Raw genomic sequence first — 24,609 nt, forward strand, 5'->3', positions numbered from 1 at the left:
CACATCGCTCGGGGACAGTCGCCGTCCCCGACCATGCCCTCTACCGTCGTCGAGTCGTGGCGATCGTATGCAAGGGATCCGCTTGGTGCAGATGGCCGAGGGGGAGCTGAACGAGTTCCTCGGGAGAGGCGGCACGGGAGTCCTCTCGTTCTCGACGGGGGGCGACGACCCGCCGTTCTCGCTGCCGGTGTCGTACGGCTACAACGCGGACAGCGGGAGCCTCTACTACCGCCTCGCCTCCCCGCCGGACAGCGGGAAGGCGGACGTGCTCGGCAGGGCCGTCTCCTTCGTCGCGCACGCCCACACTGACGACGGGTGGCGAAGCGTCGTCGCCACTGGCCGGCTCGAGGAGTTGGCGGAGGCACCGCACGAATCGTCCGCCGGTCAGGGGACGTGGGCGGTCCGGATCCCGCGCGTCGACATCTTCGACGCCCGCCGGAGGAGATCACGTTCCGGCCGTTCCGGCTCGTCCCCGAGACGCTGACGGGGCGGAAGGATGTCGAGTCGGCGGACTGAACGGTCGTGTCGGGTTCGCGTGTCAGCGGCCTCCGGTGACGATCTCCGCGAGCGCGTCGCTCACCGCCGCGAGCTTCGTCGGATATTCGCACCCGACCACGACCAGCGCGGTACACGGGTGATATCTGACGGGTTGTCCCCGTCGCCGATGTGCTCGGCGAGGCTCGACGCTTGATGGCGGAGTCGATTCGGATCACCCAGCGCGACGTGTTCGAGCGCCTTCGCCCCTTTCTCTCCGACCTCCGGCTCGTCGAACGACAGGCCGATCCGCAGGTCGGCCAAGATCTCCGGTGCCGTGACTTCCCCGGGGTGTTCAAGTGTGACGTAGCCGAGCGTCTCGCCCGATTTGACATCCTTCCCCGCCCTTCAGGGCGGCTTGCGCTCGAATTTTACGCCAGTGAGCGAAGACGCCTATCACCGCCCGTATCCGCCCTCTTCGGGCCTCGTCTCGATTGGCGTTTTCCCGGGAGCGGTAGCAGGGGTTAGCGAGCACGCCACGGTTACTCGGCGAATTCGCACACCAGCGCGGGTTCCGGAACGCATGATCATCGTGAGTGGGTACGGGCGCTAGAGGAACCGGTCCGGTTTGAGCCGTGAGAGCCGCATCGCGTTCGCGGTCACGCCGATACTCATACCCATGTCCCCGACGACGACCGCGACGATGACGTTCACGAGACCGAACGGCACGCCGATCGCCAGGAGCGCTTTCACGCCGAGGCTCGCCCAGATGTTCTGCTGAATCACCGACGTCGCCGTTCCGGAGAGCCCGTAGAGATACGGCAGCTTCGTCAAGTCGTCGCCCATGAGCGCGATGTCCGCCGTTTCGAGCGCCGTGTCCGTCCCGGCAGCGCCCATTGCGATTCCAACGGTCGCGGTAGCGAGCGCCGGTGCATCGTTAATCCCGTCACCGACCATCGCTACCCCGTCGTATTCCTCAACGAGCTCCTCAACGACGGCCACCTTATCGTCGGGGAGCAGTTCCGCACGGTACTCGTCAATGCCGACCTGGTCGGCAATCGCGCGGGCGGTCCCTTCGTTATCACCAGTCAGCATCACCACGCGCTCGATGCCATTCGCATGGAGTCGCTCGATGGCACGCCTGGCACCTGGCCGAACCTCGTCAGCAACCGCGATGATCCCGTCGAGCCGGTCCTCTGTACCTACGAACACGACGGTTTTCCCCTCCTGCTGGAGCCGAGGGATCGCGTCATCGACCAAATCCAGATACGCCCCGTGTTCGCACTGGTGGCCTTCCATGGCTGCGCCGCCGTCGGTTGCAACGTGAACGTGAGTGAGATCGAACCCGAGCTCTTCGAACAGTCCCGGCTTCCCGACGTAATACGTCTCACCGTCTACAACACCGGTCACGCCTTTCCCGGTCACGCTCTCGAACGATTCGACGGGCTGATCGGACGTTACTCCCCCGTCTGCTGCCTCCACGATGGCTTCCGCGATCGGGTGCTCACTTCGCGCCTCGACACGTCCCGCCCTTCGGAGCACAGCGTCACGACCTGCGCTCCCGAGCGGAATCACGTCCGTAACCGTGAGTTCCCCCTTCGTGAGCGTCCCGGTCTTATCGATGGCGACCACATCGACGCCGCCGACTGCTTCGAGATCAGGCCCGCTTTTGATCAAGACCCCGTTCTTCGCCGCGCTCGTGACACCCGATACGACGGTGACTGGCGTACTGATGACCATCGCACACGGACACGCAAGGACGAGAAGCGTAAGTCCCTGGACGAAGCCCGTCCGCCACGTCGCACCGAACACGAGCGGCTGGACGAACACGAGGGCGACGGCCGCCGTCACCACGACCGGCGTGTAATAACTGGCGAACCGGTCTACGAATCGTTCGTGTTCGGTCTTCTCTCGTTGGGCGTCCTCGACGAGTTTGACGATTCGAGCGATCGTGTTGTCAGCGGCCGTCGCGGTAACGCGGACTTCGAGGTACCCCTCTTCGTTGATGGTCCCGGCGTAGACGTCGTCGCCAGTGGTTTTGTCTATCGGAACGCTTTCGCCAGTGATGGGAGCCTGGTTGACGGCGCTCTCTCCGTCGAGCACCTCGCCGTCCATCGGGATTTTCTCCCCGGGACGGACGGTGACCACGTCCCCGATAGCGATATCATCGACGTGGAGCGTGACCTCGCCGTCGTCACGGCGGACCGTCGCGGTCTCCGGCGCAAGCTCCATAAGTTCGGTCAGCGAGCTCCGCGCCTGTCCCATCGAGTATCGCTCCATCAACTGCGCGACGCTGAACAGCACCGCGAGGGTACCGCCTTCGAAGTAGAGCGGTTCGCCGAAGAGCAGGCTGGCAGCGACGGCACCGAGAATGCCGAGGCTCATCAGCAGGTCGATGTCGAGCGAGACGTTCCGCGCGGAGTAGTATCCGTTGCGAATGATTCGCTCGCCGCCCGCGACGATCCCGATCAGGTAAAGGAGCTCTGCGAGAACGAACTCCTGGCCGACCGCGCTTACGAGCGTCACGTCGAGCGCGGGGATGAGAAATTCGACGGCGAGTCCGAGGGCGAGGAAAAGTCCACCTGTGTAGACTTTCACCGCCCGAGTGCTCCGCCAGACCGCCGACGGATCGTCTCGCGGACGGGCACCGCCCTCATCTGCCCCTTCCGTCCGCGTTCCTTCGACAGGGTATCCAGCGCCTTCGATGACCTCTATGATCGCCTGCTGTGGAAGCCGGTCGGGATCATAGGAGACAGTAACCGTTCCGGTCGTCGGTTGCGTGTCGAATGTGAGAACGCCGTCACGGCCTTCGAGCGCGTTATCGATCCTTCCAGCGCAGGACGCGCAATCCATCCCGGGCACGTCGAACGTATCGGTTCGCTCGTTCTGGCGTGTCGCGACCGAGTACCCCGCAACCTCGATCCGCTTTTGGATCTGCTCCGGACTCGTCTCCGAGGACTCGTATTCGACGTGGACGGTTCCGGAGGTTACTTCCGGTTCGACTGTCCGGATACCCGAGAGTCGCTCGACACTGCTCGTGACTTTCCGAGCACAGGATGGGCAATCCATCCCCGGGACGCTGAACGAAGCGGAGTCGAGTTCTTCGTTCGAACGTACGGTATAGCCGGCGGCTTCGATACGATCCGTGATCGCTGCCTGATTCGTTCTCCCAGGATCGTACGTGACCGACACGACCCCACTCATCACCCGTGGCTCGACAGTCTGGATCCCGGAGAGGGAGGTAACGCTCTTCGTGATTTTCTCCGCACACGACGGACAGTCCATCTCGGGAACCTCGAAGGTAACAGGTTCGAGTGGGCCACCGTCCGAAGACGACGAGTCCCGGTTCGACTCCTTACGCATTACCAGCGGTAGGCTTCTCGGTGGCTTACCGCTTCGGTTGGTACACACCAAACCAGGCGGGTTGTCCGGTCACTGGGTCACGTCATTGAGTGAGGAGAGCGGGCGATTTTCGACGTGTGCAACTGCGAGTTTAGCTTCAGCGCGGCGGAGTCGATACGAGAGAGTCGAACCTGGAACGCCGAGGCTCTCGGCGAGGTCGTACGTTTCGATCGCTCGTGGCGTTTCGTAGTATCCGCGTTCGACGGCGGCGCGAAGCGCTTGGTCTTGCTCGGGTGAAAGCACCGTCTCGGAGTCCGGGTCACTCATCCCAAGTTCGTCCGCGCCGGTGCCCCGAACACGAACGATATCGACGCCGCCAGTGTCCGCGATCTCCGCGTCGAGCGCCCCGTGGAATTCCGAGAGCGTTACATCGCCCGGAAGGATGAGCCGCCACTGATACCGACGGCCACGCCACGTCGTTTCGAAGATAAGTCCGTCGCCGAAGTGTTCGAGCGCAAGGTGCGGAATCGACGTACAGGACTGGGTTCGGTTCCAGTAAGAATAGAGAATGAGTGTCTCAGCAGACCGGTCCAGCGTTCGGGTCTCCCACTCACCTTCGCAGTCACGTCGCACGAGACAATCAGCGTAGTAGTCCGCCGTCGTAACGGCGTCTACAACGGCATTGAGCGCTTCTTCGGAGCCAGTAACGTGATCGACTCGCCAGAGCGTCTCGGCGGTGACGTGGCAGGATAACGACCGGAGTTTCGTCTCCGGGTACTGCGCCAAGAGATCGGCGACCGGGTTAGTTTCGGGTTCAAATTCGAGGGCGAAGACGAACTCGCGCATTATCGAGTTATACCCCCGCTACCCGTATGAGACTTGCCTATACCCATTTCGACCTGCGGAAAAGTGATCGGGCGATTCTACAGGTCCGTTCGGACGATTCGGGAATTACCCACATCCACTCATTACCTCGGACCTGCGTCGACAGCCCGTGATAACGGATGGTGCGTGCTCCAACCAGAATTCATCCCACGGAGGGAAGCACAGAGACGCCGAGGCCGACACGCTCTCGACCGATCTCTCACCCATCAGAGACGGTCACTCACCCGACCCCGTGTTCCATTACGGCCCCGTGAAGCACGGTGCATCGAACGAGCGCGCTACCACGACGCTCATCGGAGCACCCGGTGACGACGAGCGGTACCGGTTCGGCAAAACACCGGCATTCGCCACTCCATGACCGAAGTTTGGTATAGCGAAATGCGATATATGTGTCGCCTGGCGATCGTCGGGCGTCGAATCCACTCTACACCACCGAGTAGACGTTGGCCTCGTATACCTCGCGGACGCGGTCGCCCCAGTTGTGGGTGTAGGTGTCGATGACGTCGGCGGCCACGTCCCCGCGGAGGTACTTGACGATCCCGCGGTCGCCGGTGCGGTCGCGCAGGTGCGTCGTGAAAAAGTGCCGGAAGTAGTGGGGCGTCACGTTCTCCTCTGCCCCCCCGCCCGGCCGATACCAGCCGTTTCGCTCGGCCTGCCTGACGACGCGTTGCCGAACGAGGCCCGTCGTCACCCGCTCGCCCCACGCGTCGCTCGTCGACACGAACAGCGGTTCCGCCGGCGACACCGCCTCGGGGCGGATCGCGAGCCAGACCTTCAACACCCGCTTTAGCTCCCGGTCGATCGGGATCACCGTCGAGCGCTTGCGTTTGTTCGAGGCCGATCGCTCCTCGCCGTTCACCGCGCGGCCGCGAGCGACCTCGCTCGCGACGAAGATCGAATCGGGTCGCCCGTCGAGCGCCCCGCGTGGCGTCACCGGGTAGGCGGCCCGCACCTCCTCGTCGTCGAGGGAGACGTCCCGCAGGTCGAGGTTACAGAGCTCCCCGACGCGCATCCCCGTCTTCAGCAGGGTGACGACGAGCGCCCGATCGAGCGGGTGACCGAGGCGACCGACGAACGCGCGCATCTGGGGGATCGAGAGCTCCCGGCGGGTGGGATCCGCGTCGACCGATTCGTCCATCTCCTCTATGACCAGGGCCATCGGATTCGCGTCGAACGCGCCGACCTGCGTCATGTAGGCGTAAAAGCGGTTGAGATACGACGCGTAGGTGGCGACGGTGCTGGGAGCGTGCTCCTCCCTGAGGCCGTGGACGTAGGCCATGCAGTCGCGCCGATCGGCGGCGGCGAGCGTCCCACCGCGTTCCCGAAGAAACGTCCGGAAGGTGCGAAGCACGCGCCCGTAGGCCCGTCGGGTGCGCTCGCTCTTCCCGTGGTATTCGAGGTCCCGCAGGAAGTACGCGATCGGATCGTCTACGGCGTCGTCCCGTCGCGCGGGTGCGGGATCCGACTCGCTCACCGGTCGTCACCCCCCGCTTCGACGAGCGTGTACCCGCCGCGGCGTCCGCTGTACCGAATCACGTTCTCGGCCTGGAGGCGCTCGAGTTCCTCCTCGAGGTCGTCCTCGATGTCCGCCGTGAGTGCAGAGACGAGGGCGTCCCACGAGCGATAGTCGCCCTCGCGGAGAATCCCGAGGAGGCGCGTTCGAAGACCGTCACCCCCGGGGGTACCGTCGTCCGCAGGGGCGTCCGCGGACACCTCCCGGTCGACGTCGAGCGAGAAGCCCCGGCGGCCCGCCTGAACCATCGTGCGGAGGTACTCCGACTGGCTCATCTCCAGCTCCTCGGCGTGGGCCTGCCACTCCCGCTTCTGATAGACGGGAAGGTAGGTGGTGATCTGCGTACGCGACGTGTCGCGATCGGCCATTGTCCGGCGTACGAGGGCATCGGTATTGAGTGTACCGTACTCTGTGAGATAAGTGCCCTAATCCGAGAGGGTACTAGCGCATATCTGCCGGTATCCAGCCTAATATCACAGAGGATACCAGTAGAGAGTCTATTCGAGCTAGCGTTACGTCGGATACGTGGATCGGCGGGCGACGTCGACGGACGCGTTCGAATCGGTGACGCGAGGGGACCCGGCGGCTACGGACGCACCCCCACGGTCGACGGAGACCAATCGCGGACGCGGGCAACCGCCGGCGTGCAGGGGTGGGTCCGGGATCGCGTGGACCCGGCGAGCGTCATGCAACGTCGGGTCGCCCCGACATTCGCCGTCGGTTTCTCACCCGCCGTGGGAAGTCGAAGGGACCGGTCGGCCGACGAGCCGGTTCTGCGCCGGTGGTCGGAGGGATCGGCGGTTCGCAGGTCGCCGAGCGCGCGCAGCGCCCGCCTCGGTTCGATGTGGCGGCACACTGTGACCGCCGGCGGAATGGTACGAGGGATTCGCTCACTGAACAGTGTCGCCGGATAACCACACTGTCCATCTACGTCACCTATTCAAACGATACAGTCACACTGATTTGTAACACTATCTGGTTACATTGATTGGTGGCGCTGTATAGTTACGTTTCGTAGTGACGCTGCCCCGGCAGTGAGTTTGACCGGTGTTACTGACCCGACGTTCTGACCGGATCGTGTATCTCTTCGACCCGTGGAGCAGGTACAGCGGGGCCGATCATCGACACCGAATAGTGGGTTGATTTAGTGATGCTATTTAGTATGAATAGTTAGAATAACTAATCAGTGTTACTGACGCTGCTTACCGTCGGCGTATCTCTCCCCGCGCTACGGTCCCTACCGACCCGACGACCCGGGGCTGTCGCCCCCGGATCACGGTGCTCGTCGATACGTCGGTCGCGTCGTTTTCCCGGTCCGTCGACGGCCGGAGCCTGCCCGTCGAGAGTCCGAACGCGGATTCGACGGTAGTGGAGCCCCCTCGAGTGACACCGGGAGCAAATCGAGTGCGCCCGGACCTCGTACACCGTATGTCGCGATATCAATTCGGCGTCGTCGGGGCGAGACGTTGATCGAACGGGACAGTAGAACAGCCATCGGGAAGACACGTTCAACGGTGGAATTCGATCCGGCGGTCGTTCGTCCTCACACGCTCGGCGCGGTGTCACGCAGGGGTATCGCAGTCAGCGGTTCGCGATGTACCGAGCGGCGAGGGCGATCGGTATCAGCGGGATCGCCGTCGCGGTAACGACCAGGACGACGACGATTCCGACCTTCAGCAGCGGTCCGGAGTCGTCCCAGACGGCTCTCGTAATGTCGTCTATACCCCGCGCGACGCGCTTGATTCGTCCGGTCATCGTGGGTCCTGTACCTCCTTGCGGGTGTTCGCTACGCGGTCCGCGGGGATGGCTCTACCGGGGATCGGTGTCGTCAGACCGGCGATCGTCGCGCCCCGGGAGGTGAACAGTCAGACGCTCCGGGCTCCGCTGTCCGATCACGTGTCGCCCGTGAGCCTCCGCTCGCCGAACGTCCTGTAGTCCCGCCAATCGCACTCCGCGCACTCGCGTCGCTCCTCTCCGGAGGCCTCGATCAGCACGACGACGCGGGGTTCCGAACACTCGGGGCAGATGTGCCTCTGACGTCCCATGTCTATGACTGCTGACTGTCGCGAATCGAAATAAGTGCGGTGGCCGCGCCCGCTCGTTCTCGATCTCGGACCGCGTCTGACGCCCGCCAGACACGCGCCTGACGGAAACTTATGAGGGAGCGCCGTCGTGTGATTCTATGGTCTACTATCGAGCGCGGCGTATCGGAACGAGCGCGAACGGAGGTGCACCCACCAGGGGGTCCGCGACATGAACCGACGACCGATCGAGATCGACATCCTCGTCGCGAACGGGACGGAGACGCCCTCCGTGGAGTCGGGTACCCGCGTCGACGTCTCGGTGAACGGCGACATGTACCCGACCGCGAAGCTCGAGGACGGACGCTACGTCGCGTGGTGGTTCGACACGGAGGCACCGGACCCCGAGTCGGACGTGAACTCCGAGTGGGTGGTAGCCCCGACCCGGTATCTGGCCGCGGCGACGGTCGGCGAACTCTGGAACGATCCCGCGGCGTTCCACTCGCTCGTCGAATCGGCCTGAGGGGATCGTCGTTCGGCGGTCGTGAGGTGCCAAATGACGGGAGGTACGTGCTGCTCGTATTCTCACCGACAACGTCACGGAACAGTCCGACACTCGGTCAAAATATACAACTATATCCACTGCGAAATATGATCAGATGGGTATTAAAATAATGCTAGAATGGTGTGAGATTCAAGGGTGTCAGGGAGTGACCGTACGGGCGCAACACGCTTGAGCGGCGGTTCCACGGATCGAGTGGGGCAACGACATGTAGGAGAAACCCGCGAAAATACCGAATGTGAACCCATCACTACCCGGCTATCGACTAATCGGTCGTGTGTACGCTTTCGGAGGTCTCGTCCCGGTCGGAGGCCGCGAGAGGGGTCGCGGTTTCGTACTCGGACGCCTCCTCGGACAGCGCCAGTGCCTCTGGGTGTTATTCGGCCTCGGGACTCGTACGCTACCGAGGTCATCTAACCGCCATTCATGGATATGAGAAACGCTCCGGGAGGATCACAAAGGGACCAGACGTGCCGGGGGGAGGGATCGAATTCCCGGAGATGGCGGGACGAGAGTGCGTATGACCAGTAAATCGTTGCAGACGGTCTTAGGCGGTGGGAGCCTGATACTCGTTGGGACAGCAGTTCAACTCGCTCTCGGCTTCGTTGCGAGGGTAATAGCGGCCCGCTATCTCGGTAGCGTCGATTACGGAGCACTCGCACTCGGGATCACCCTCGTGACTTTCCTCTCTACGATCTGTTTACTCGGCACTGATATCGGAGTCGCCCGGTTTCTTCCTCGGTTCGACGACGGAGGGGTGCGACGAGGTGTACTCATCTCGGCATTCTCGATCAGCGCACCCGTCGCTGGGTTCACCGGCATAGCGATCGCCCTGTTTCCACACACTGCGGCACGTATGCTTGGTGCTCCGGACGCTGCCGCCGTCCTCCAGATATTCGGCCTGGTAGTACCGTTCGCTGCGATGCTCCGCCTCTCGGTCGGTGGCGTGCGCGGCCTCCAACGGGCGATGCCCCGGGTATACTCCCAGGACATCGCGCTACCCGTCGCACGCCTCGCCCTCATTGCGGCGGTTATCATCGCAGGAGGTACCGTCCTCGATGTCGCTTACGCCTATCTCGCGGCGTATGCCCTGGCAGCAACGCTCTCCGTGGTGTTCCTTGCCCAGTACAGTTCCCTGTTCGATCGCGGTGTCCGCCCGGAGTGGATGTACCGACGACTGCTCGTCTTCTCGACGCCATTAGTACTCTCGTCGCTGGCGTTCACCGCCCTCTCCAGTATCGACGTGTTCCTCTTGAGCTTCTACCTTCCGACGACCCGACCCGTCGGCATATACCAGGCAGTGTATCCGCTCTCGAAGCTCCTCTCCATGTTCGCCGGACCGTTCGGATTCATTTTGCTGCCAGCACTCTCCGAACTCGACAGCGACGGGAACACCGCAGAGATCCGGCGAGTCTACCGGACGACGGTGAAGTGGATCTTCGTTCTCACGCTCCCCGTCGGGCTCGTCTTCCTCGCCTTTCCGCGCACCGCCATCCTGTACACCCTCGGCTCGGAGTACGTTGTCGCTGGACCGACGCTCGCGGTACTTTCCCTCGCGTACTTAGTCCACTCAGCCGTCGGGCCGAATACGGAGGCACTCACCTCCCTCGGCGCCAGTCGATTGGTACTGGTCGATCACGTCCTGATCGCGTGCGTTAATATCGCACTCAACGCTCTCCTCATCCCTCGCTACTCGTACTTCGGGGCCGCTATCGCAACGGCACTCTCGTTCACTCTGTTGAACGTACTCGTATCGGGACAGCTCTACCGGCGGAGTCAGGTATTTCCGATATCGAGCGACACAGTTCGAATCGGGATCACCGGTACCGGGTCGTTCGCCGCGTTCGTTTGGGTCGTTACCTCCTGGCTACGCGTTGAGGGATTAGCCGCCGTAGTAGTCGTCGCGTCCCTGTTCGCCATCGCCTACGTTGTAATCGTTCTCCGCTTCGGGATCGGTCCCGACGAACTCGCCCTCTTCGAGAGCTTGGAGCACCGCTTCGACTTCGAATCCAGTCGGCTCAAGCGAGGGCTCCGACGAGCGGCGGGCGAGAAATGACGAATCGGTCGATGCGTTCGAAACGTACTTGGCGGCGAGTATTGAATTCATCCGTAATGGACATGAGAGTAAGTCTTGGATTGTCGATCAGTGTTTTCTCGATCGCCATCCTTTATTCCCACACCGTCAATTCCCTCTTCCCAATACTTCCTGTTGGGATAGTTATCGCGGTCGGGATACCGTTGTTCGCAGTACTTCGACGGTCCACCGTCGACCGCCGCACGGCGTACGCCGTCTTGTCGATGTTCGTCCTACTGTCGACGTTACACAAAGTGTATATATTTTCGTTTCCGGCGAGCCTCATCGGATACGATCCGGGGTTGTACGTCCAACAGATCGATCAGTTGATAGAGGCGAACAGGGTCAGCGCTATCGACGAGACCGAGATCAGCTTCTATTCGAAGGCCCCCTTCTTCCTTCTTCTGGTCGCCGCCATCAGTTTCGTCGGTGGAGTGACTCCGGAGGCAGCTATGATCGTGTACCCGGTGATCGTCGGCGTCATGTATCCCGTGTCGGCGTTCGCGATCATACGTCGGATCGCGCCAGTCGATCCGCTGCGAACCGCCACGGTGGGCACCGCCCCCGCGACCGTCGCAGCACTGTCCCTCCACTACGGGTTCCACCCCCTCGCGCAAACGCTGGCGGTCGTACTCTGGCTGGCGTTCGTTATATCGGTTACGAGGTACTATGTACACCGAACGTCGGCCGATTTCCTGGTGATCATGTTACTTCTCATGGCGATGTTGAGTACTCACAAAGTCCCGGGTGTCCTGGTCGTCGGGACCTTTCTGCTTCTGTTCGTGGGGACGCTCTCTACGCACAGCGTCAGCGAGATGCAGGACGCGTGGCGGGACAGATCCGTTCGTTCGCTGTTGTTACTCACCGGCGTCACGTTGTTCGCCCACTGGACGTTTATCGCCGAGTTCATCGACCGGGTACTCTTTCGGATAGCGCTATTGTTCTCCCCTACGTTCCTCACTATTTTCCTCGAACGGGTATTCAGGCTGTTCGGAGGCGGTGCCGCGTCAGGGGGGCCCGCTTCCGAGGCCATCGTCAGTCCACTAGTGGTGTTCCTCATGAACAACCTGTACGCCGTCGTCCTCTTTCCGCTCGCAGCGATCGGCTGGGTAGCGTTGTTCGTTCGCCACCGATCGGATCCGGCAACCCGGGTACTCTTGACGGCGTCGGCGCTCATCTCGTTCCTCGTCGTCTTGGGGTACGTTCAGCGAGTCGCGGTGAATCCCCGACGATTCACGTTCTTCGCGGAGGTATTGCTCCTCGTCCTCGTCGCCGTAGTCATCGGTCGGCTAGTTGCCACCGGTGCTCGCGGCCGAACACCGGTAACGGGCGCGATCATTTTCGGGCTGTTGCTCGTTCTACTGAGCACGCAGGTGTTCGCGACGGTCGCGCTCCCGAATCACCCCGTTAGCTCTCCAGACGGGCTCACAGCGGGTGAACAGCAGGCGAAGAGGTTTACTCATGCCCACGTTCCCGGCGAGGTGCACACCGATTTCTTCTACGCGGTTAAGCCCCCTGCCGATCCGTCCCGATCAGGCGAGTCGGAGAAGTACATCTCGATGGGTGAGGAACTGTTGAATCAGTCTGAAAACCTCTCCCGACACGATTACGTGCTGTATCGAGAACGAGTTGATACCCACCGTACGCCGGGGAAAACGTGGCGAGTGACCTGGGACGCGCAACGCTACCTCGATGGGGAGTACTCCCGCATTTATTCGAACAATGACGTCACGTTATACACTCGTAGGGGCGAGTGAGGCCGCTCTCGAAACGAATGATCACGTGACCTGTCGCTTCGATCGACGATCATCTCGAACGGAGTCCGCTGTCCGAAGAGTCGCGACCTCTCGGTCGGCAGCCTTACTGATTCCGAGACAGTGAGAAATGTCGTATTCATCGGGACAGTCTTCGCTACGATGCCTTGCCAGCAGTCGTTTCCGAGCGTGGCGTCACCTCACGGGTAGTTGCGCCGGGTACACACACCGGTTCCAGCATACCATCACTGCTCTCGGGCAATTACCCAGCCACTCACAGCGTGTCGGGCCGAAAGCGTGAGATAACGGCCTACGCAGCGACCTCCGTGTGGGCACCGGATGACGACAGTGGCGTCGTATTCCATCGCGGGAATTCGGTAGCCCGAATCGTCCACGCCCACTACCACCACTACTACGCAGCCCCTCACGCTGCACTGATGCGCTCCGAATGGAGTCCGAGGCAATACGTCGCGTTCAGTCGCACGTACGCTCACTCACACCGTCAGTACGGGCCACCGTCCGTGTCACCCGACGACGACACGCTACCGGCGACGTTCGAGGATCGCCCCGACGCGGATCGCGAGGTCGACGCCTATACACGTGATCAGCTGTCGAAGCGTGGGTACGTCGAGCAGCCACCCGTCGTGACGTAGTTCGCCTGGATCGTAAACGGTCGACGGAAGCAGGGACGACTCACCCCGCGCTGAACACGTGTTCTGCGAACCGCTCTCGTTCGTTCTCCCAAGAGATATCCTCTGCCCGCTCACGAGCTAAGACGGCCAATTGCTCCAGTTCATCCGCGCTCATCGCGGCAATCCCTCGAAGCGCCGTAGCGATGTCCCGCGGCGTCGGGTCGGTGTAGACGCCCGCTTCGCGTGCGAGCGTTCGCATACCAGGGAAATCGGACATCACGGGGATGGCACCCGCCGCTAGGTACTCGCCAATTTTTATCGGGTACGCGTACCGAAAGTCGTCGAACGCTGTCAGCGTACACAGCCCTACGTGCGCCTTTTCGATAGATCGACAGACCTGTTCGTGAGATACGTTTCCGTGAAATCGCACTTGATCGCTCAGACCGAGTTCGGCGGACACTGCTTCCGCGCGGGAGGTGGGTTCCCCGTACACGTCGACCACGAGGTCCGTGTCGACGTACGTGAGCGCTTCGAGTAGCGACTCGATCCCCCACCCGCGACCGGTTTTCCCCACCCAGACGCAACGCAGGGGCGGCTGCGTCGGTTTTCGTTCGTGAGTTATCGACGATACCGGGGAACCGTTTAGCGCGAACCGCGTGGACCGGCCCAGATGCGAGCGAGGACCATCGGGGTGTAACGTGGTCACTACGACATCCGCCCTGTCGATCACCCGAAGCAACATGCGCGATGTGATCTGGTGTGGAGAATAGATCGGACGACGGATCGACAGCTGTAACGGGTCATCGAAGACATCGACAACCCACTTGGCGTTAGAGAGATATCCCGAAAGCACCTGTGCGTACGTGAACTCGGTGACGTATGTAACGTCACCATCTGCCGACCGATCGCGGACGGTATTGACGATTCTTCGCGCCTGTAGTGTCCGTTCCAGTACGTGCTTGCCGCTCGTTATATCACCGAGTACGTGCACGGTGTCGTACTCGTCCTGAACGCGCTCCGGGGGAGCCCGGTTCGTAAGGAGAACCGACGACCGAGCCCGTCTCGCAAGCGCTACCGCGTGATTGTACCGTGTCGTACTGCTAATATCGGGTACGTGATGTGAATAGTAGACGACGTCCCCCGCGCCCCTCCTTTTTTCCATCGTGTATGTCGTCGTAGAGTACGTTATTAATGACTTTGGTCGGTGTACCTGGTGACGGGGCCAGGGTCGTGTCGCGCGATACGTGCGGACGGATCCACTGAGCGGATCACGTCCTTGATTCTCCCCAGTCACTCTCGAAACGACCGAAATTACGCAGTTGCTCCCAACGGTGATAGAGGGCCCCGACAACGTCCCCTCTAGAGGGGCGTATCGATCCCGGGACGAACCGCCACACACCCCGGACGGAAGCCCGATTATTCCGAACGGTCATTACGGGCCCCTTCGGCACCGTCGCGGGATCGGTTCTAAATCCGAGCAGTATATGATGGGAATAAATATGGGTCCAGGATGGGACTCCACTACCAGATGCGCGTACTCAACAGTCTCCCGGACCCTCGCGTGGGGGGGCCGCAGCTACGTTCATTTCAGGTCGCTAAGGGATTACGCGTCGAGGGGATCGAAACCGTCTTCCTGTTACCGGAGGGTGATGACACCTTCGCTGAGATGGCGACCGCCGAGGGCTTTACCGTCCGACGTCCGGGCATCCGGACGATGCGTCCGCCTCGGCAAGTGTTGGCCAACGTGCAGTACGTACTCGACCTGCCGAGAGCGGTGTTAAAGATACGGACGTTACTCGACGAGGAGGAAGTGGACCTCGTTCAAGCGAACATGCCGACCGATATCCCGACGGGATTGGCCGCAGGGTTCTCGGATCTCCCGCTCCTGTGGAATTTCGAGGACGTCTCCACGCCGTGGCCCGTCGGCCGAACGGCGGCAGTACTCGCGGCACGGATAGCCGACGAGGTGACTGTCGTCGCTGACGCAGTTGCCGACCATTATTTCCCGGGTGACGAGGTTGAAGCCCGGGTGATCCACGCGCCAGTGGACCTCGATAAATTCGATCCCGACCGGGTAACCGCTAGCCGAGAGACGCTCGCAGCCGAGATCGGGGCGGACCTCCGTCGCCCGATCATCGGTACGATCGGGAATATAAACCCCGTGAAAGGACACGAGTATCTGTTGAGAGCGACGCGGCGTCTCACCGATCAGTTCGGGCCTGTGACGGTACTCATCGTCGGCGGCGCACCCGAAACGCGCGCCGAATACGTTCGGGACCTGAAGGCGCTCCGGGCGGAGCTCGGCCTCGAGGAGTCGGTGCACTTCCTCGGACGGCGCTCCGACGTCCCCGAGCTGCTGTCGCTGTTCGACGTGTTCGCGCTCCCGTCGGTGGCGGAGGCCTGCCCGATGGTGGTGCTCGAGGCGATGGCGATGGAGCGGCCGATCGTCGCGACGCGCGTCGGCGGCGTCCCCGAGCAACTCGACGACGGCGTCCACGGGCGGCTCGTGCCGCCGGCCGACCCGGACGCGCTGACCGCCGCGATCGGGGAGGCCCTCTCTGACCCCGCCGTCGCGCGACGGTGGGGCGAGCGCGCCCGAGAGCGCGCGAAGGAGGAATTCTCGCTCGATCGGTGCGTCGAGCGCCACGTCGCCGCGTACCGGGCCGCGGCCGGTCACGAGTGCGGGTAGCGCAACCGAAGCCCCTCGTGGGCCGACGGAGGTGGACGTCAGACCGCGTCCCCCGCGCCGGTCGCCGAGATTATTTCACTACTTATGAGGATTTAATGATCTCTTAAACACTTAAACATAGGTTGATATATCCGTAGATTAATTACGCGTCAACGGTATCACGCGATTGTAATGTCTCAGGTGCTGATCACGGGTGGACTAGGTGCTATCGGGGCACCGCTGACGGAGGAACTGGAGTCCCGCGGCCACGAGGTGTGGATCGCCGACCTGCCGTGGAGCGAGCGCGAGCGGTACTACCGCTGTGACGTGAGCGAGTACCGCCAGCTCGAATCGGTGTTCGAAGACCGGGACTTCGACTACGTCTACCACCTCGCCGCCGAGTTCGGCCGGAAGAACGGCGAGGACTTCTACGAGACGATGTGGAAGTCGAACGCCATCGGGACGAAGAACGTGCTCCGGCTCCAGCGCGAGCACGGCTTTCGGATGGTGTTCTCGTCGAGCAGCGAGGTGTACGGCGACTACGACGACGTCATGGTCGAGGACGTGCCGCGCCGGGTCGGCCCGAGACAGCTCAACGACTACGCCATCTCGAAGTGGGTGAACGAGCAACAGATCCTGAACGCGACGGACCGATACGGCACCGAGACGGTTCGCGTTCGGTTCTTCAACACGTACGGCCCGGGCGAGTACTACAGCGAGTACCGGAGCGTCGTCGCGAAGTTCTGCTACCGCGCGCTCCACGACCTGCCGTACCACGTCTACGAGGACCACCACCGGTCGTTCACCTACATCGACGACACGATCGTGACGCTCGCGAACGTCGTGGAACACTTCAACCCCGGCGAGGTGTACAACATCGGCGGCGAACGCTACCGGAACATCGAGGAGCTGTCCGACATCGTCCTCGACTACCTCGACAAGGACGACGACCTCGTCGAGTACCGGGGCACCGAGGAGCACAACACGCTGAACAAACGGGCCAGCGTGGAGAAGGCCAAGCGAGACCTCGGCCACGAACAGCGGATCACGCTCGAGGAGGGCGTACCGGAGACGATCGAGTGGATGCGCGAGGTCTATGACGTCGAGTAGCGACGCGGTCGGCGGTACGGAGGCGGGGCGACTCGACCCGATCGACGAGGTCGTCGTCGTCGGGACCGGGTTCGTGGGGCTGCCGCTCGCGTTGCTCCTCGCCGAGCGCGGCAAGCGCGTCGTCGGCGTCGACATCGACGAGAACCTGGTGGACGCGATCAACGACGGCACGCTCAACCTCGACGAGGACCGCCTCCAGGCGCTGCTCGACAGCGAGGGGGTGAACGAGAACCTCGTCGCGCGGACCACGCCGACCGACGGCGACGCGTTCGTGATCTCGGTACCGACGCCGCTCGCGGAGAAGACGAAGAGCCCCCAGTTGGCCCACGTCGAGGGTGCCGTCGAGTCGATCCTGCCGCACCTCGAAGCGGGCGACCTCATCAACGTCGAGTCGACGATCCCGCCGCTCACGTGTGAGCAGGTGATCGTCCCGCTGCTCGAGGACGCGGGCTTCGCGGTCGGCGAGGACGTCCAGCTGGCGCACTCGCCCGAGCGGATCCTCCCCGGGAACGTGTTCGAGGAGATCGTCAACAACGACCGCGTGATCGGCGGCGCGGACGACGCGAGCCGCCGCCGGGCCGCGATGATCTACGAACCGTTCCTCGAGGGGGAGATCTACTACACCGACCTGCTCTCGGCCGAGCTGTGTAAGCTCCTCGAGAACACGTACCGCGACATCAACATCGCGATAGCGAACGAGTTCGCGCTCATCGGGGACGCGCTCGGCGTCGACATGAACGACGTGATCGACCTCGCGAACCACCACCCGCGCGTCGACATCCTCACGCCCGGCATCGGCGTCGGCGGCCACTGCCTCCCCGTCGATCCGTGGTTCCTGAACGAGGCCACCCCGGAGTACACGGACCTCATCACGACCGCGCGTCGGATCAACGAGCGGATGCCCGAGGTCACCGCCGGCAAGGTGCGCCGCGCGGTCGCCGACCTCTCTGACCCGCGGATACTGGCCCTCGGCGCGACGTACAAGCCCGACACCTACGACCTCCGGAACAGCGCGGCGGTCACGGTCGTCGAGGACCTCGACGCCGACGGCTACGACGTCGTTCACTACGACCGGTACGCCGACGAGGTGGGATACGACGACCTCGCCGCGCTGATCGACCGCGAGTCCCCGGACGTCGTGCTCCAGCTCGTCCCGCACGGCGAGTCGGTCGCCGAACTCGACGAACTGCGCCCGTCCCTCGAGTCCGAGGGGATCCGCGTGCTGCAGTTCGGCACCGGGAACCCGGTCGATCCCGAACCCCAACCCGAACTCGAGCCCGAGCCCGAGCCCAGCCCATGACCGATCGAGGGGGCGACGACCCGATACGGGTGCTCGCGATCTCGCAACTGTTCCCCCCGGAGTCGATGGGCGGCGCTCATCGGTGGCACAAGCTGGCCCGGCACCTCCCGGACGGGTTCGAGTGTCACGTGATCGCGCCGCCGCCGATCGTGCCGCTCGGCACGTTCGAGCGGAGCAACCGGCCGTGGCGACGCGAGACCGTCGACGGCGTCTCAGTCACGCGGCTCTGGACGTACCAGCCCGCCGGCGACGACGACTGGGCCGGCGTCGGCCGGATCCTCAACTACCTGGTGTTCGCGCTCCTCGCCTCGCTGTACGTCGTCGTGAACTGGCGGCGCTACGACTGCGTGGTCACGTTCGTCGGGCCGCACTCGACGCTCGTTCCCGGAATCGTCGCGAAGGCGCTCGGACGCGCCTGGATCGTCGACGTCGACGATCTGTGGATCGACAACGCGGTCGATCTCGGGTTCATCGAGCGCGACTCGGCGGTCCACCGGGCGGTCGAGGCGCTCGAACGGCGCGCGTTCGCGCTGGCCGACCACGTCGTCGTACTCACGCCGACGATGGCCGAACAGTACGCCGCGAAGCACGACGCCCCCGACGACGACTTCACCCCGGTCCCGTACGGTATCGACCTCGACGAGTTCGCGACGACGACCGCGACGGCCGACGGAACCGACCCCCTCGACGACCGACCCGTCGTCTACACGGGCAAGTTCGGACAGGCACAGGCGTTCGAACCGTTCTTCCGGGGCTTCGCCCGCCTCGACGGTGACCGCGAACTGCTCGTCGTCGGGTTCGGCGACCGCCGCGACGAACTGGAGCGCCTCGCCCGCGACCTGGGGATCGAGGACCGCGTCTCGTTCGAGGGGCCGGTCCCGCGCGAGGAGATCCCGTCGATCCTTCGCTCGGCCGCGCTGAGCTGGGTGCCGCTCAAGACGGAGCACAGCCTCGACTACGCGCGGCCGACGAAACTCCTCGAGACGATGGCCGTCGGCACGCCCTACGTGGCGAGCCGAGTGACTGAGATCGAGGTCGTGACCGAGCGCTCGGGGGCCGGCGTCGCGGTCGACAACGACCCGGCGGCGATCGCCGACGCGATGCGCGACGTGCTCGCCGACGACGCAGCGCGCGCCGAGATGGGTCGGCGCGGCGCGGCGTTCGTCTCCGAGCACCACCGCTGGGAGACGCTCGGCGCGCGCGTCGGCGACGTGATCGCCGACGCGACGGGGGGTCGGTCCCGCCGCGCGACCACCGCACCGTGACCCGACGTCGTACCCGCCGATCGGAACGCGACCGTGGTAGCTGTCGGTTTCCGGGTACAGTGAGGGTACCTTGCGAGGGTACGCACAACAGTCGAGTGGCCCGGGCGAGTGACCCCACCTAGACGCCACATGAGCGACCGACCCGCCAGCGAAGGTCCGGCGCCCGACGGCGAGCGGACGCGGCGGGCGCTTCTCGCCGCGGGGATCTTCGGCTTCGGCTTCAGCGGCTTGATCGACGTCGTCGTCCTCCACCACGTCCTCCAGCTTCACCACCTGGTGTCGGGGATCTACCCGACGTCGACGGTGGCGGGGTTGCGCACGAACGTCCGCGCGGACGGCCTCTTCTCCGTCGCGACGCTCGTGATCGCGAGCGTCGGCGCTGGACTCCTCTGGCGCGCGGAGCGACGCGCGAGCGCACCGCTTGCGCTGCGCCCGATCGCCGGAGCCGCGGTGATCGGCCTCGGCCTCTTCGACCTGTTCGACGTGGTCGTCAACCACACCCTGCTGGGTCTCCACCACGCGACGGACGGTCCGGGGTACTACGACCCCCACTGGGCGGTGATCAGCCTGCTTATCGTCGGCGCGGGCGCGTACGTCTACTGGACGGGGCGCTCGGGAGCCGAGTCGAGGTGATCGAGCGTGATTCCGCTCCTCGCCGTTCCCCTGCACGGGGGCGGCGCGTCACCGATCGGGCCGTACCCCCACTGGCTAGTGCTGATCGCGGCGGTGATCGGCGTCTGGCTACTGACCGCGGGCGGCGTACCGACGGTCGACGTTGTCCTGTCGACGGTCCTCGAACGGCGGGAGTGAAGCGTCACCGCGCGTCGTCGGTCCGCGCGTTCCCTATACACAGGGACCGCATCGCAAACAGTTTCGAAATAGTTATAACATCGAGGGCGGAACTTCCGGGAATTTAAAATTAACCAGCCACTCGTATAATTTAATAAGATAATTTTATTTTTGTAGTGCCGATGTAGAAGGTGTATGTCGGAGAAGAGAACCGGCGATTCCGCGGTCGCAACGTACCTGGCAGAGCACCCCAAGATGACCGGCGTCCTGTTCACGACGCTCCTTCTCCTCACGCAGGCGCAGGCCGTCGTCGCGGCGCACGGGAGCTCGACCACCGGCCCGTGAATATCGTGGTCGTTTCCCCATAACGGTACTACCCCCACGAAGCGGATCACTCATTCTCGGTTCAGTACGTCGTCTATTCCCCCGTTTAGCAGTCGGTCGCTCCAGTAGAGCACACCCTCATACATGACGGGGAAGCGCTCGAGCGCCAGAAACTCCTCGAGCTCGGAGTGCGTGACGACGAACTCCGAGATCCTACCGGAATTGAGGTACCGACGCTCGTTCTGGGCGATGTACGGTGTATACAGCGTGCCAAGCGGGACACGCGGCGTCGGATACCCCCAGAGAGCCACCGCGTATCGGTCGGCTGCCACCCGGGTCAGGTCCATAGATATCGGCGTTCCCGCCCGATTGTCCGTCAGCGCGAGTTGCGCGTCCCCGACGACGCCGTACTGCTGGCCGGTGACGGTGGTCCGACCGACGATGTCGAGCACGCCCGCGAGCGAGAAGCCGGAATTGAGTAGCCGCGCGGTGGTGCGGCCGATCCGCGTGGCCGGTTCGTTCCCCACCTTCGAGGCGGTCACGACGCCGGCGATCGCCCCCGCCCGCACGAGGCGCATGCCCTGTTCGTAGGAGTTGCAGGCGTTGAGGACGAACGCGCGCGTGCCGACGGCGTCGAGCGTCCCCGTATCGAGGAACCCGTCCGCGCACTGCACGCCCTCGGCGTCGACGTGCCCGACGTAGTGGACGAAGTCCAGTTCGGTCGCGAACAGATCGGCCAGCTCCTCGCGCGTGAGGTCCTCGTAGAGGGCGACGTCGAACTCGACCAGTTCGCGGAGACCGTAGTACTCGCTGACGTCGTTCTCCGCTCGCATCTCCGGGGAGTTCGAGACGACCGCGACCCGGATGCTTCCGCTCGGCTTCGCCGCCAGCCGCCGTTTGCACGCGGCGATCGTCGGCTTCGAGGCGGCCAGCGGGTACCCGTCGCCGATCCAGGTGTGTTCTATCGTCTCGGAGGGGGGTACGCCGATGACGCGCTCGGCCATGTCGTCGTCCCGATTCCGTCGCGTGGGTTCCGCCCTGCCGCTCTCGCGCCACACGTTCGACTCCGCGACGGACCGGCCCCCGGATCGGAAGAAGTCGGCGAGGACCACCGGCGTCTCGGCCTCCGTGGGACGACGCGTCGGCGGACACCGGACGAGCGCGAGGTCCGCCGCGAGAAACGGGAGGTACTCGACGTGGTCGGCCCTGGGAGCGACGTCCGCGGTCTGTTTCCACGTCGGGATCTCGTCGGCGACCGCGTCGAACGGGACGTCGAGGTACGCCGCGAGGCGATTCCCGGCGGATCGGTCATAGAGGTCGGCGAAGTCCAGGTCGAGGCGTTCCTCGAGACGTTCGCGAACGTTCAGCTCGACCGGGTAGTACCCTTCGGTGCGCGTCACGCAGTCGAGGAGGAACACCTGCTTCAGCGTCCGGTGGACGGCCGTCTCGTACCCGCGCTCCGAGTCGAGTTCGTGGACGGAGTCGTCGAGCAGCAGGCGGGGAGCGTCCCCCGGTCTCACCTCCGCGTCGAGGTAGTAGGCGAGCGACGCGGCCGGGAAGACGTACTCGTACTCCGGCGGGAGTTCGAGCGTCGTGGTGTGTTCCCGGTCGCGGAGCGACGACGGCCGGTCGAAGCGATCGCCGAACTCGATGAGGGGCGGATGTCCGCGAAGCGAGGGCCACGACCGTTCCGCCGAGGTGGTCTTGAGCGCCGACCCGAGCGTCGACAGCGCCCGCATCACGTCGATCGGATCCTCCGTCGTCGTGACGGTCGCCGCGGGGTACTCGTGGCGCGACCGAACGCCCAGCCGAACGTGGTCGGTGTCGAGGGCCTCGATGACGCGTTCGCCGCCGTCGTCGGTGATGACGAGCCGACCCTCGACGTGGAGGTACGTCACGATGCTCAGCGAGGTGATCTCGACGGTGTACGACCCGCACTCGGTCTCGGCGCGCTTTCTGTTCGCCGCTTCGACCACGACGTCGGCGTCGGCGTTCCGGACGATCACGTTGACGAGGTGCGGAACGCGAACTTCGGTCGCGTCGAGACGGACCGCGCGGTCGACCGGGAAGGTGAAGTGATCGGTCGAACACGACTCGATCGCGGCTCTCGACGGGAGGCGGAGCTGCGTCTGCACGCCCTGAATGTCGTCGATGATTCGTACGCCGTACGGGTCTTCCGTCTCGGTGATCGTTAGCGCGTCCTTCATGAGATCGTCGCCTCAGAGTCGCATCCACGTCGTCCGCTCGTCGACGGCCGGGAGGTACCACCGGTGCTCCGGGGGCAGCGGGTCGGAAATTCGAAGATCGATGCGGACGTCGAAGTGCGGGAGGAGGGCGGCGATCCGGTCGTCGTCGTGGGAGAGCGGAGCGTGCACGTGGAAGATACCGTTCGCGGCGTGAACGGGGCTCTCGACCGTTCGGACGAACTCGATCACCTCGTCGACGCCGCTGTCGAGGAACGCACCGACCGACGTCACGCCGACGCGGAGGACGCCCGGCGACAGGTGATTGTGCCCGGCGACCTTCAGGACTGCCTCCGTGAGCGCGGCGCGAAGCGCGTCCGACTCGGCGATCTCGGAGGACGTCGCTCGCGTCTGTTGGCGCTCGGACGCGACCGGGGCTGCCTCGATTCCGTCGGCCGTTGCCCTCGTCCGTGCAGCATCGGGGTGTGACACGACGACCGCGCGACGGTCGGACTGGAGGTCGACGGGGAAATACGCGCTCGGGGCGAGCGAGGCGGTGCTCGTGCGGCCGAGGATCCGCCACCGGTCCGCCTCCGTCGAGCCGAAGAGCCGCCGCGTCATCTCCGCGCGGACGGCGTCTCCCACCACGCCGCAGACGAGCACCGAACAACCCTCGCGCTTGAGTCGCTTGAGCGTCGCCGAGAGGGGCGACGCTCCCCGGCGTTCGGGAAACCCGAGATCGGATGGTCTGTCGGCCGAGGGCATTCTACTGATAACGTGGGCGGCAGTAATACATAAACAATATGTAGAAATTCGTTCATTGTCGGCCGGTTCTCGGGGTCGCACTCGGCGGGAACGGGAGTCACTACCCGCATCTGCCGGCCGGTGGCCCCTGAAGGTTCATTACCGTCTACCCTGATGGGCAGGTATGGTGACGGAGGAACCGGGGGAGCGCGTCGCGACCGTTCACACGGCGTTCGAGATCGTCTCGTACGTGCAGGAGTCACGGGGAGCGCGGCTCACGGACGTCGCCGCCCATCTCGACATCGCGAAGAGCACCGCACACCGGCACATACGGTACCTCGAATCCCAGGGATACCTCGTCGAGACGGACGGCGAGTATCACGTCGGACTGCGGTTTCTCGACCACGGAATCCACGCCCGCGAGCGGATCGAGTGGATCGAACTCGCCGAGACGCGCACGGCGACGCTCGCCGACGAAACCGGAGAGTTGTGTAACTTCATGGTCGAACAGAACGGATGGTGCTACATCCTCTGTCGCGAGAAGGGACCGTCGGCGGTCGAGACGGGCTCGAGGATTGGCAAGCCGCTGTACCTCCACACGACCGCCGGTGGCAAGGCGATCCTCTCGTGTCTCCCCGAGCGGCGGGTTCGACGCATCGTGCGGCAACGCGGGCTGCCGAAGCACACCGAAACCACCGTCGAAGATACCGACCAACTGCTGGCCGACCTCGCGACGGTCCGCGAGCGCGGTTACGCGGTAAACGACGAGGAACACATTCCCGGCCTGATGGCGCTCGGCGCACCCGTGATCGGCGCGGGCGACGTGGTCCTTGGGGCGCTCTGCATCTCCGGTCCGTCGAATCGGCTCGGGGACCGTCGGACGGCCGACCTCGCCCAGCAGCTCCTGGGAGCGGTCAACGAACTCGAACTAAACATCAAGTACACCCGTCCGCATCGGTAGGGGCGATG

General features: G+C 63.9%; 21 protein-coding genes and 2 pseudogenes. 13 read left to right on the forward strand and 10 right to left on the reverse strand.

Annotated features, from left to right (window positions below; genetic code table 11):
• Positions 1-67: 67 nt before the first annotated feature.
• Positions 68-516: pseudogene (locus P1K31_RS18725) on the forward strand (pyridoxamine 5'-phosphate oxidase family protein).
• A 46-nt stretch (positions 517-562) separates the two neighbouring features.
• Here the strand turns inward: P1K31_RS18725 and P1K31_RS18730 are convergent.
• The 7 genes and pseudogenes from P1K31_RS18730 to P1K31_RS18760 form a co-directional block, all read right to left on the reverse strand.
• Positions 563-864, reverse strand: a pseudogene (locus tag P1K31_RS18730) (hypothetical protein); the annotation flags it as partial.
• Between the two features lie 219 nt (positions 865-1,083).
• Positions 1,084-3,837 carry a heavy metal translocating P-type ATPase gene (locus tag P1K31_RS18735; RefSeq protein WP_276305886.1) on the reverse strand — a complete coding sequence of 918 codons (2,754 nt, stop codon included), beginning with the start codon at positions 3,835-3,837 and terminating at the stop codon, positions 1,084-1,086.
• A gap of 69 nt (positions 3,838-3,906) precedes the next feature.
• Positions 3,907-4,662: a helix-turn-helix domain-containing protein gene (locus P1K31_RS18740; protein WP_276305887.1), complete on the reverse strand. Its 756-nt coding sequence runs from the start codon at positions 4,660-4,662 to the stop codon at positions 3,907-3,909.
• Between the two features lie 463 nt (positions 4,663-5,125).
• Positions 5,126-6,175 carry a tyrosine-type recombinase/integrase gene (locus P1K31_RS18745; protein ID WP_276305888.1) on the reverse strand — a complete coding sequence of 350 codons (1,050 nt, stop codon included), beginning with the start codon at positions 6,173-6,175 and terminating at the stop codon, positions 5,126-5,128.
• The gene (locus tag P1K31_RS18750) at positions 6,172-6,582 is read right to left on the reverse strand and encodes a DUF5805 domain-containing protein (RefSeq protein ID WP_276305889.1); all 411 of its coding nucleotides are present in this window, start codon (positions 6,580-6,582) and stop codon (positions 6,172-6,174) included. The genes P1K31_RS18745 and P1K31_RS18750 overlap by 4 nt, the downstream gene beginning before the upstream one ends.
• Positions 6,583-7,795: 1,213 nt before the next feature.
• The gene (locus P1K31_RS18755) at positions 7,796-7,969 is read right to left on the reverse strand and encodes a hypothetical protein (RefSeq protein WP_276305890.1); all 174 of its coding nucleotides are present in this window, start codon (positions 7,967-7,969) and stop codon (positions 7,796-7,798) included.
• 137 nt (positions 7,970-8,106) lie between these two features.
• On the reverse strand, positions 8,107-8,259 hold the full coding sequence (locus P1K31_RS18760; RefSeq protein WP_276305891.1) for a YheV family putative zinc ribbon protein: 153 nt from the start codon (positions 8,257-8,259) through the stop codon (positions 8,107-8,109).
• Positions 8,260-8,467: 208 nt separating this feature from the next.
• On the opposite strand from P1K31_RS18760, the gene P1K31_RS18765 reads away from it, so the two are divergent.
• The 4 genes from P1K31_RS18765 (at position 8,468) to P1K31_RS18780 (ending at position 13,278) form a co-directional block, all read left to right on the forward strand.
• A complete protein-coding gene (locus tag P1K31_RS18765; RefSeq protein WP_276305892.1) occupies positions 8,468-8,758 on the forward strand; it encodes a hypothetical protein in 291 nt (96 codons plus the stop codon).
• Positions 8,759-9,317: 559 nt separating this feature from the next.
• Positions 9,318-10,853: a flippase gene (locus tag P1K31_RS18770; protein ID WP_276305893.1), complete on the forward strand. Its 1,536-nt coding sequence runs from the start codon at positions 9,318-9,320 to the stop codon at positions 10,851-10,853.
• 56 nt (positions 10,854-10,909) lie between these two features.
• Complete coding sequence (locus tag P1K31_RS18775) at positions 10,910-12,628, forward strand: hypothetical protein (protein WP_276305894.1); 1,719 nt, start codon at positions 10,910-10,912, stop codon at positions 12,626-12,628.
• A gap of 518 nt (positions 12,629-13,146) precedes the next feature.
• A complete protein-coding gene (locus P1K31_RS18780) occupies positions 13,147-13,278 on the forward strand; it encodes a hypothetical protein (protein ID WP_276305895.1) in 132 nt (43 codons plus the stop codon).
• Between the two features lie 40 nt (positions 13,279-13,318).
• Here P1K31_RS18780 and P1K31_RS18785 read toward each other — a convergent pair whose 3' ends face one another.
• A complete protein-coding gene (locus P1K31_RS18785) occupies positions 13,319-14,248 on the reverse strand; it encodes a glycosyltransferase (protein WP_276305896.1) in 930 nt (309 codons plus the stop codon).
• 519 nt (positions 14,249-14,767) lie between these two features.
• Here P1K31_RS18785 and P1K31_RS18790 point away from each other — a divergent pair.
• The 7 genes from P1K31_RS18790 (at position 14,768) to P1K31_RS18820 (ending at position 20,734) form a co-directional block, all read left to right on the forward strand.
• Positions 14,768-15,946: a glycosyltransferase family 4 protein gene (locus P1K31_RS18790; RefSeq protein ID WP_276305897.1), complete on the forward strand. Its 1,179-nt coding sequence runs from the start codon at positions 14,768-14,770 to the stop codon at positions 15,944-15,946.
• A 171-nt stretch (positions 15,947-16,117) separates the two neighbouring features.
• Positions 16,118-17,035: an NAD-dependent epimerase/dehydratase family protein gene (locus tag P1K31_RS18795; protein ID WP_276305898.1), complete on the forward strand. Its 918-nt coding sequence runs from the start codon at positions 16,118-16,120 to the stop codon at positions 17,033-17,035.
• Positions 17,022-18,335 (forward strand): nucleotide sugar dehydrogenase, encoded by a 1,314-nt coding sequence (locus P1K31_RS18800; protein WP_276305899.1) that lies wholly within the window; start codon positions 17,022-17,024, stop codon positions 18,333-18,335. Before P1K31_RS18795 ends, P1K31_RS18800 begins: the two co-directional genes overlap by 14 nt.
• Positions 18,332-19,600, forward strand: coding sequence for a glycosyltransferase family 4 protein (locus P1K31_RS18805; RefSeq protein WP_276305900.1), 1,269 nt, complete (start codon positions 18,332-18,334; stop codon positions 19,598-19,600). The genes P1K31_RS18800 and P1K31_RS18805 overlap by 4 nt, the downstream gene beginning before the upstream one ends.
• Before the next feature lie 129 nt (positions 19,601-19,729).
• Positions 19,730-20,233, forward strand: coding sequence for a DUF2243 domain-containing protein (locus P1K31_RS18810; protein WP_276305901.1), 504 nt, complete (start codon positions 19,730-19,732; stop codon positions 20,231-20,233).
• A 6-nt stretch (positions 20,234-20,239) separates the two neighbouring features.
• Positions 20,240-20,410, forward strand: coding sequence for a hypothetical protein (locus P1K31_RS18815; protein ID WP_276305902.1), 171 nt, complete (start codon positions 20,240-20,242; stop codon positions 20,408-20,410).
• Between the two features lie 174 nt (positions 20,411-20,584).
• Positions 20,585-20,734 (forward strand): DUF7503 family protein, encoded by a 150-nt coding sequence (locus P1K31_RS18820; RefSeq protein WP_276305903.1) that lies wholly within the window; start codon positions 20,585-20,587, stop codon positions 20,732-20,734.
• Positions 20,735-20,784: 50 nt separating this feature from the next.
• Here the strand turns inward: P1K31_RS18820 and P1K31_RS18825 are convergent, their stop codons facing one another.
• Together P1K31_RS18825 and P1K31_RS18830 are read right to left on the reverse strand one after the other, a co-directional pair.
• Complete coding sequence (locus tag P1K31_RS18825; protein ID WP_276305904.1) at positions 20,785-22,920, reverse strand: hypothetical protein; 2,136 nt, start codon at positions 22,918-22,920, stop codon at positions 20,785-20,787.
• 12 nt (positions 22,921-22,932) lie between these two features.
• Positions 22,933-23,661 (reverse strand): DUF7504 family protein, encoded by a 729-nt coding sequence (locus P1K31_RS18830; RefSeq protein WP_276305905.1) that lies wholly within the window; start codon positions 23,659-23,661, stop codon positions 22,933-22,935.
• A 163-nt stretch (positions 23,662-23,824) separates the two neighbouring features.
• Between P1K31_RS18830 and P1K31_RS18835 the strand changes: the two genes are divergently transcribed.
• Positions 23,825-24,601: an IclR family transcriptional regulator gene (locus tag P1K31_RS18835; RefSeq protein ID WP_276305906.1), complete on the forward strand. Its 777-nt coding sequence runs from the start codon at positions 23,825-23,827 to the stop codon at positions 24,599-24,601.
• Positions 24,602-24,609: the final 8 nt, after the last annotated feature.

It is taken from the genome of Halomarina halobia, from assembly GCF_029338575.1.
GTDB lineage: Archaea > Halobacteriota > Halobacteria > Halobacteriales > Haloarculaceae > Halomarina > Halomarina halobia.

What these genes read in the sequence shown, in the direction of transcription:
- P1K31_RS18790 (WP_276305897.1), top strand. Translation starts at nt 14,768, where the DNA reads ATGGGACTCCACTACCAGATGCGCGTACTCAACAGTCTCCCGGACCCT.
- P1K31_RS18775 (WP_276305894.1), top strand. Translation starts at nt 10,910, where the DNA reads ATGGACATGAGAGTAAGTCTTGGATTGTCGATCAGTGTTTTCTCGATC.
- P1K31_RS18800 (WP_276305899.1), top strand. Translation starts at nt 17,022, where the DNA reads ATGACGTCGAGTAGCGACGCGGTCGGCGGTACGGAGGCGGGGCGACTC.
- P1K31_RS18810 (WP_276305901.1), top strand. Translation starts at nt 19,730, where the DNA reads ATGAGCGACCGACCCGCCAGCGAAGGTCCGGCGCCCGACGGCGAGCGG.
- P1K31_RS18735 (WP_276305886.1), bottom strand. Translation starts at nt 3,837, where the DNA reads ATGCGTAAGGAGTCGAACCGGGACTCGTCGTCTTCGGACGGTGGCCCA.
- P1K31_RS18805 (WP_276305900.1), top strand. Translation starts at nt 18,332, where the DNA reads ATGACCGATCGAGGGGGCGACGACCCGATACGGGTGCTCGCGATCTCG.
- P1K31_RS18820 (WP_276305903.1), top strand. Translation starts at nt 20,585, where the DNA reads ATGTCGGAGAAGAGAACCGGCGATTCCGCGGTCGCAACGTACCTGGCA.
- P1K31_RS18835 (WP_276305906.1), top strand. Translation starts at nt 23,825, where the DNA reads ATGGTGACGGAGGAACCGGGGGAGCGCGTCGCGACCGTTCACACGGCG.
- P1K31_RS18765 (WP_276305892.1), top strand. Translation starts at nt 8,468, where the DNA reads ATGAACCGACGACCGATCGAGATCGACATCCTCGTCGCGAACGGGACG.
- P1K31_RS18795 (WP_276305898.1), top strand. Translation starts at nt 16,118, where the DNA reads ATGTCTCAGGTGCTGATCACGGGTGGACTAGGTGCTATCGGGGCACCG.
- P1K31_RS18760 (WP_276305891.1), bottom strand. Translation starts at nt 8,259, where the DNA reads ATGGGACGTCAGAGGCACATCTGCCCCGAGTGTTCGGAACCCCGCGTC.
- P1K31_RS18770 (WP_276305893.1), top strand. Translation starts at nt 9,318, where the DNA reads ATGACCAGTAAATCGTTGCAGACGGTCTTAGGCGGTGGGAGCCTGATA.
- P1K31_RS18750 (WP_276305889.1), bottom strand. Translation starts at nt 6,582, where the DNA reads ATGGCCGATCGCGACACGTCGCGTACGCAGATCACCACCTACCTTCCC.
- P1K31_RS18830 (WP_276305905.1), bottom strand. Translation starts at nt 23,661, where the DNA reads ATGCCCTCGGCCGACAGACCATCCGATCTCGGGTTTCCCGAACGCCGG.
- P1K31_RS18755 (WP_276305890.1), bottom strand. Translation starts at nt 7,969, where the DNA reads ATGACCGGACGAATCAAGCGCGTCGCGCGGGGTATAGACGACATTACG.
- P1K31_RS18825 (WP_276305904.1), bottom strand. Translation starts at nt 22,920, where the DNA reads ATGAAGGACGCGCTAACGATCACCGAGACGGAAGACCCGTACGGCGTA.
- P1K31_RS18740 (WP_276305887.1), bottom strand. Translation starts at nt 4,662, where the DNA reads ATGCGCGAGTTCGTCTTCGCCCTCGAATTTGAACCCGAAACTAACCCG.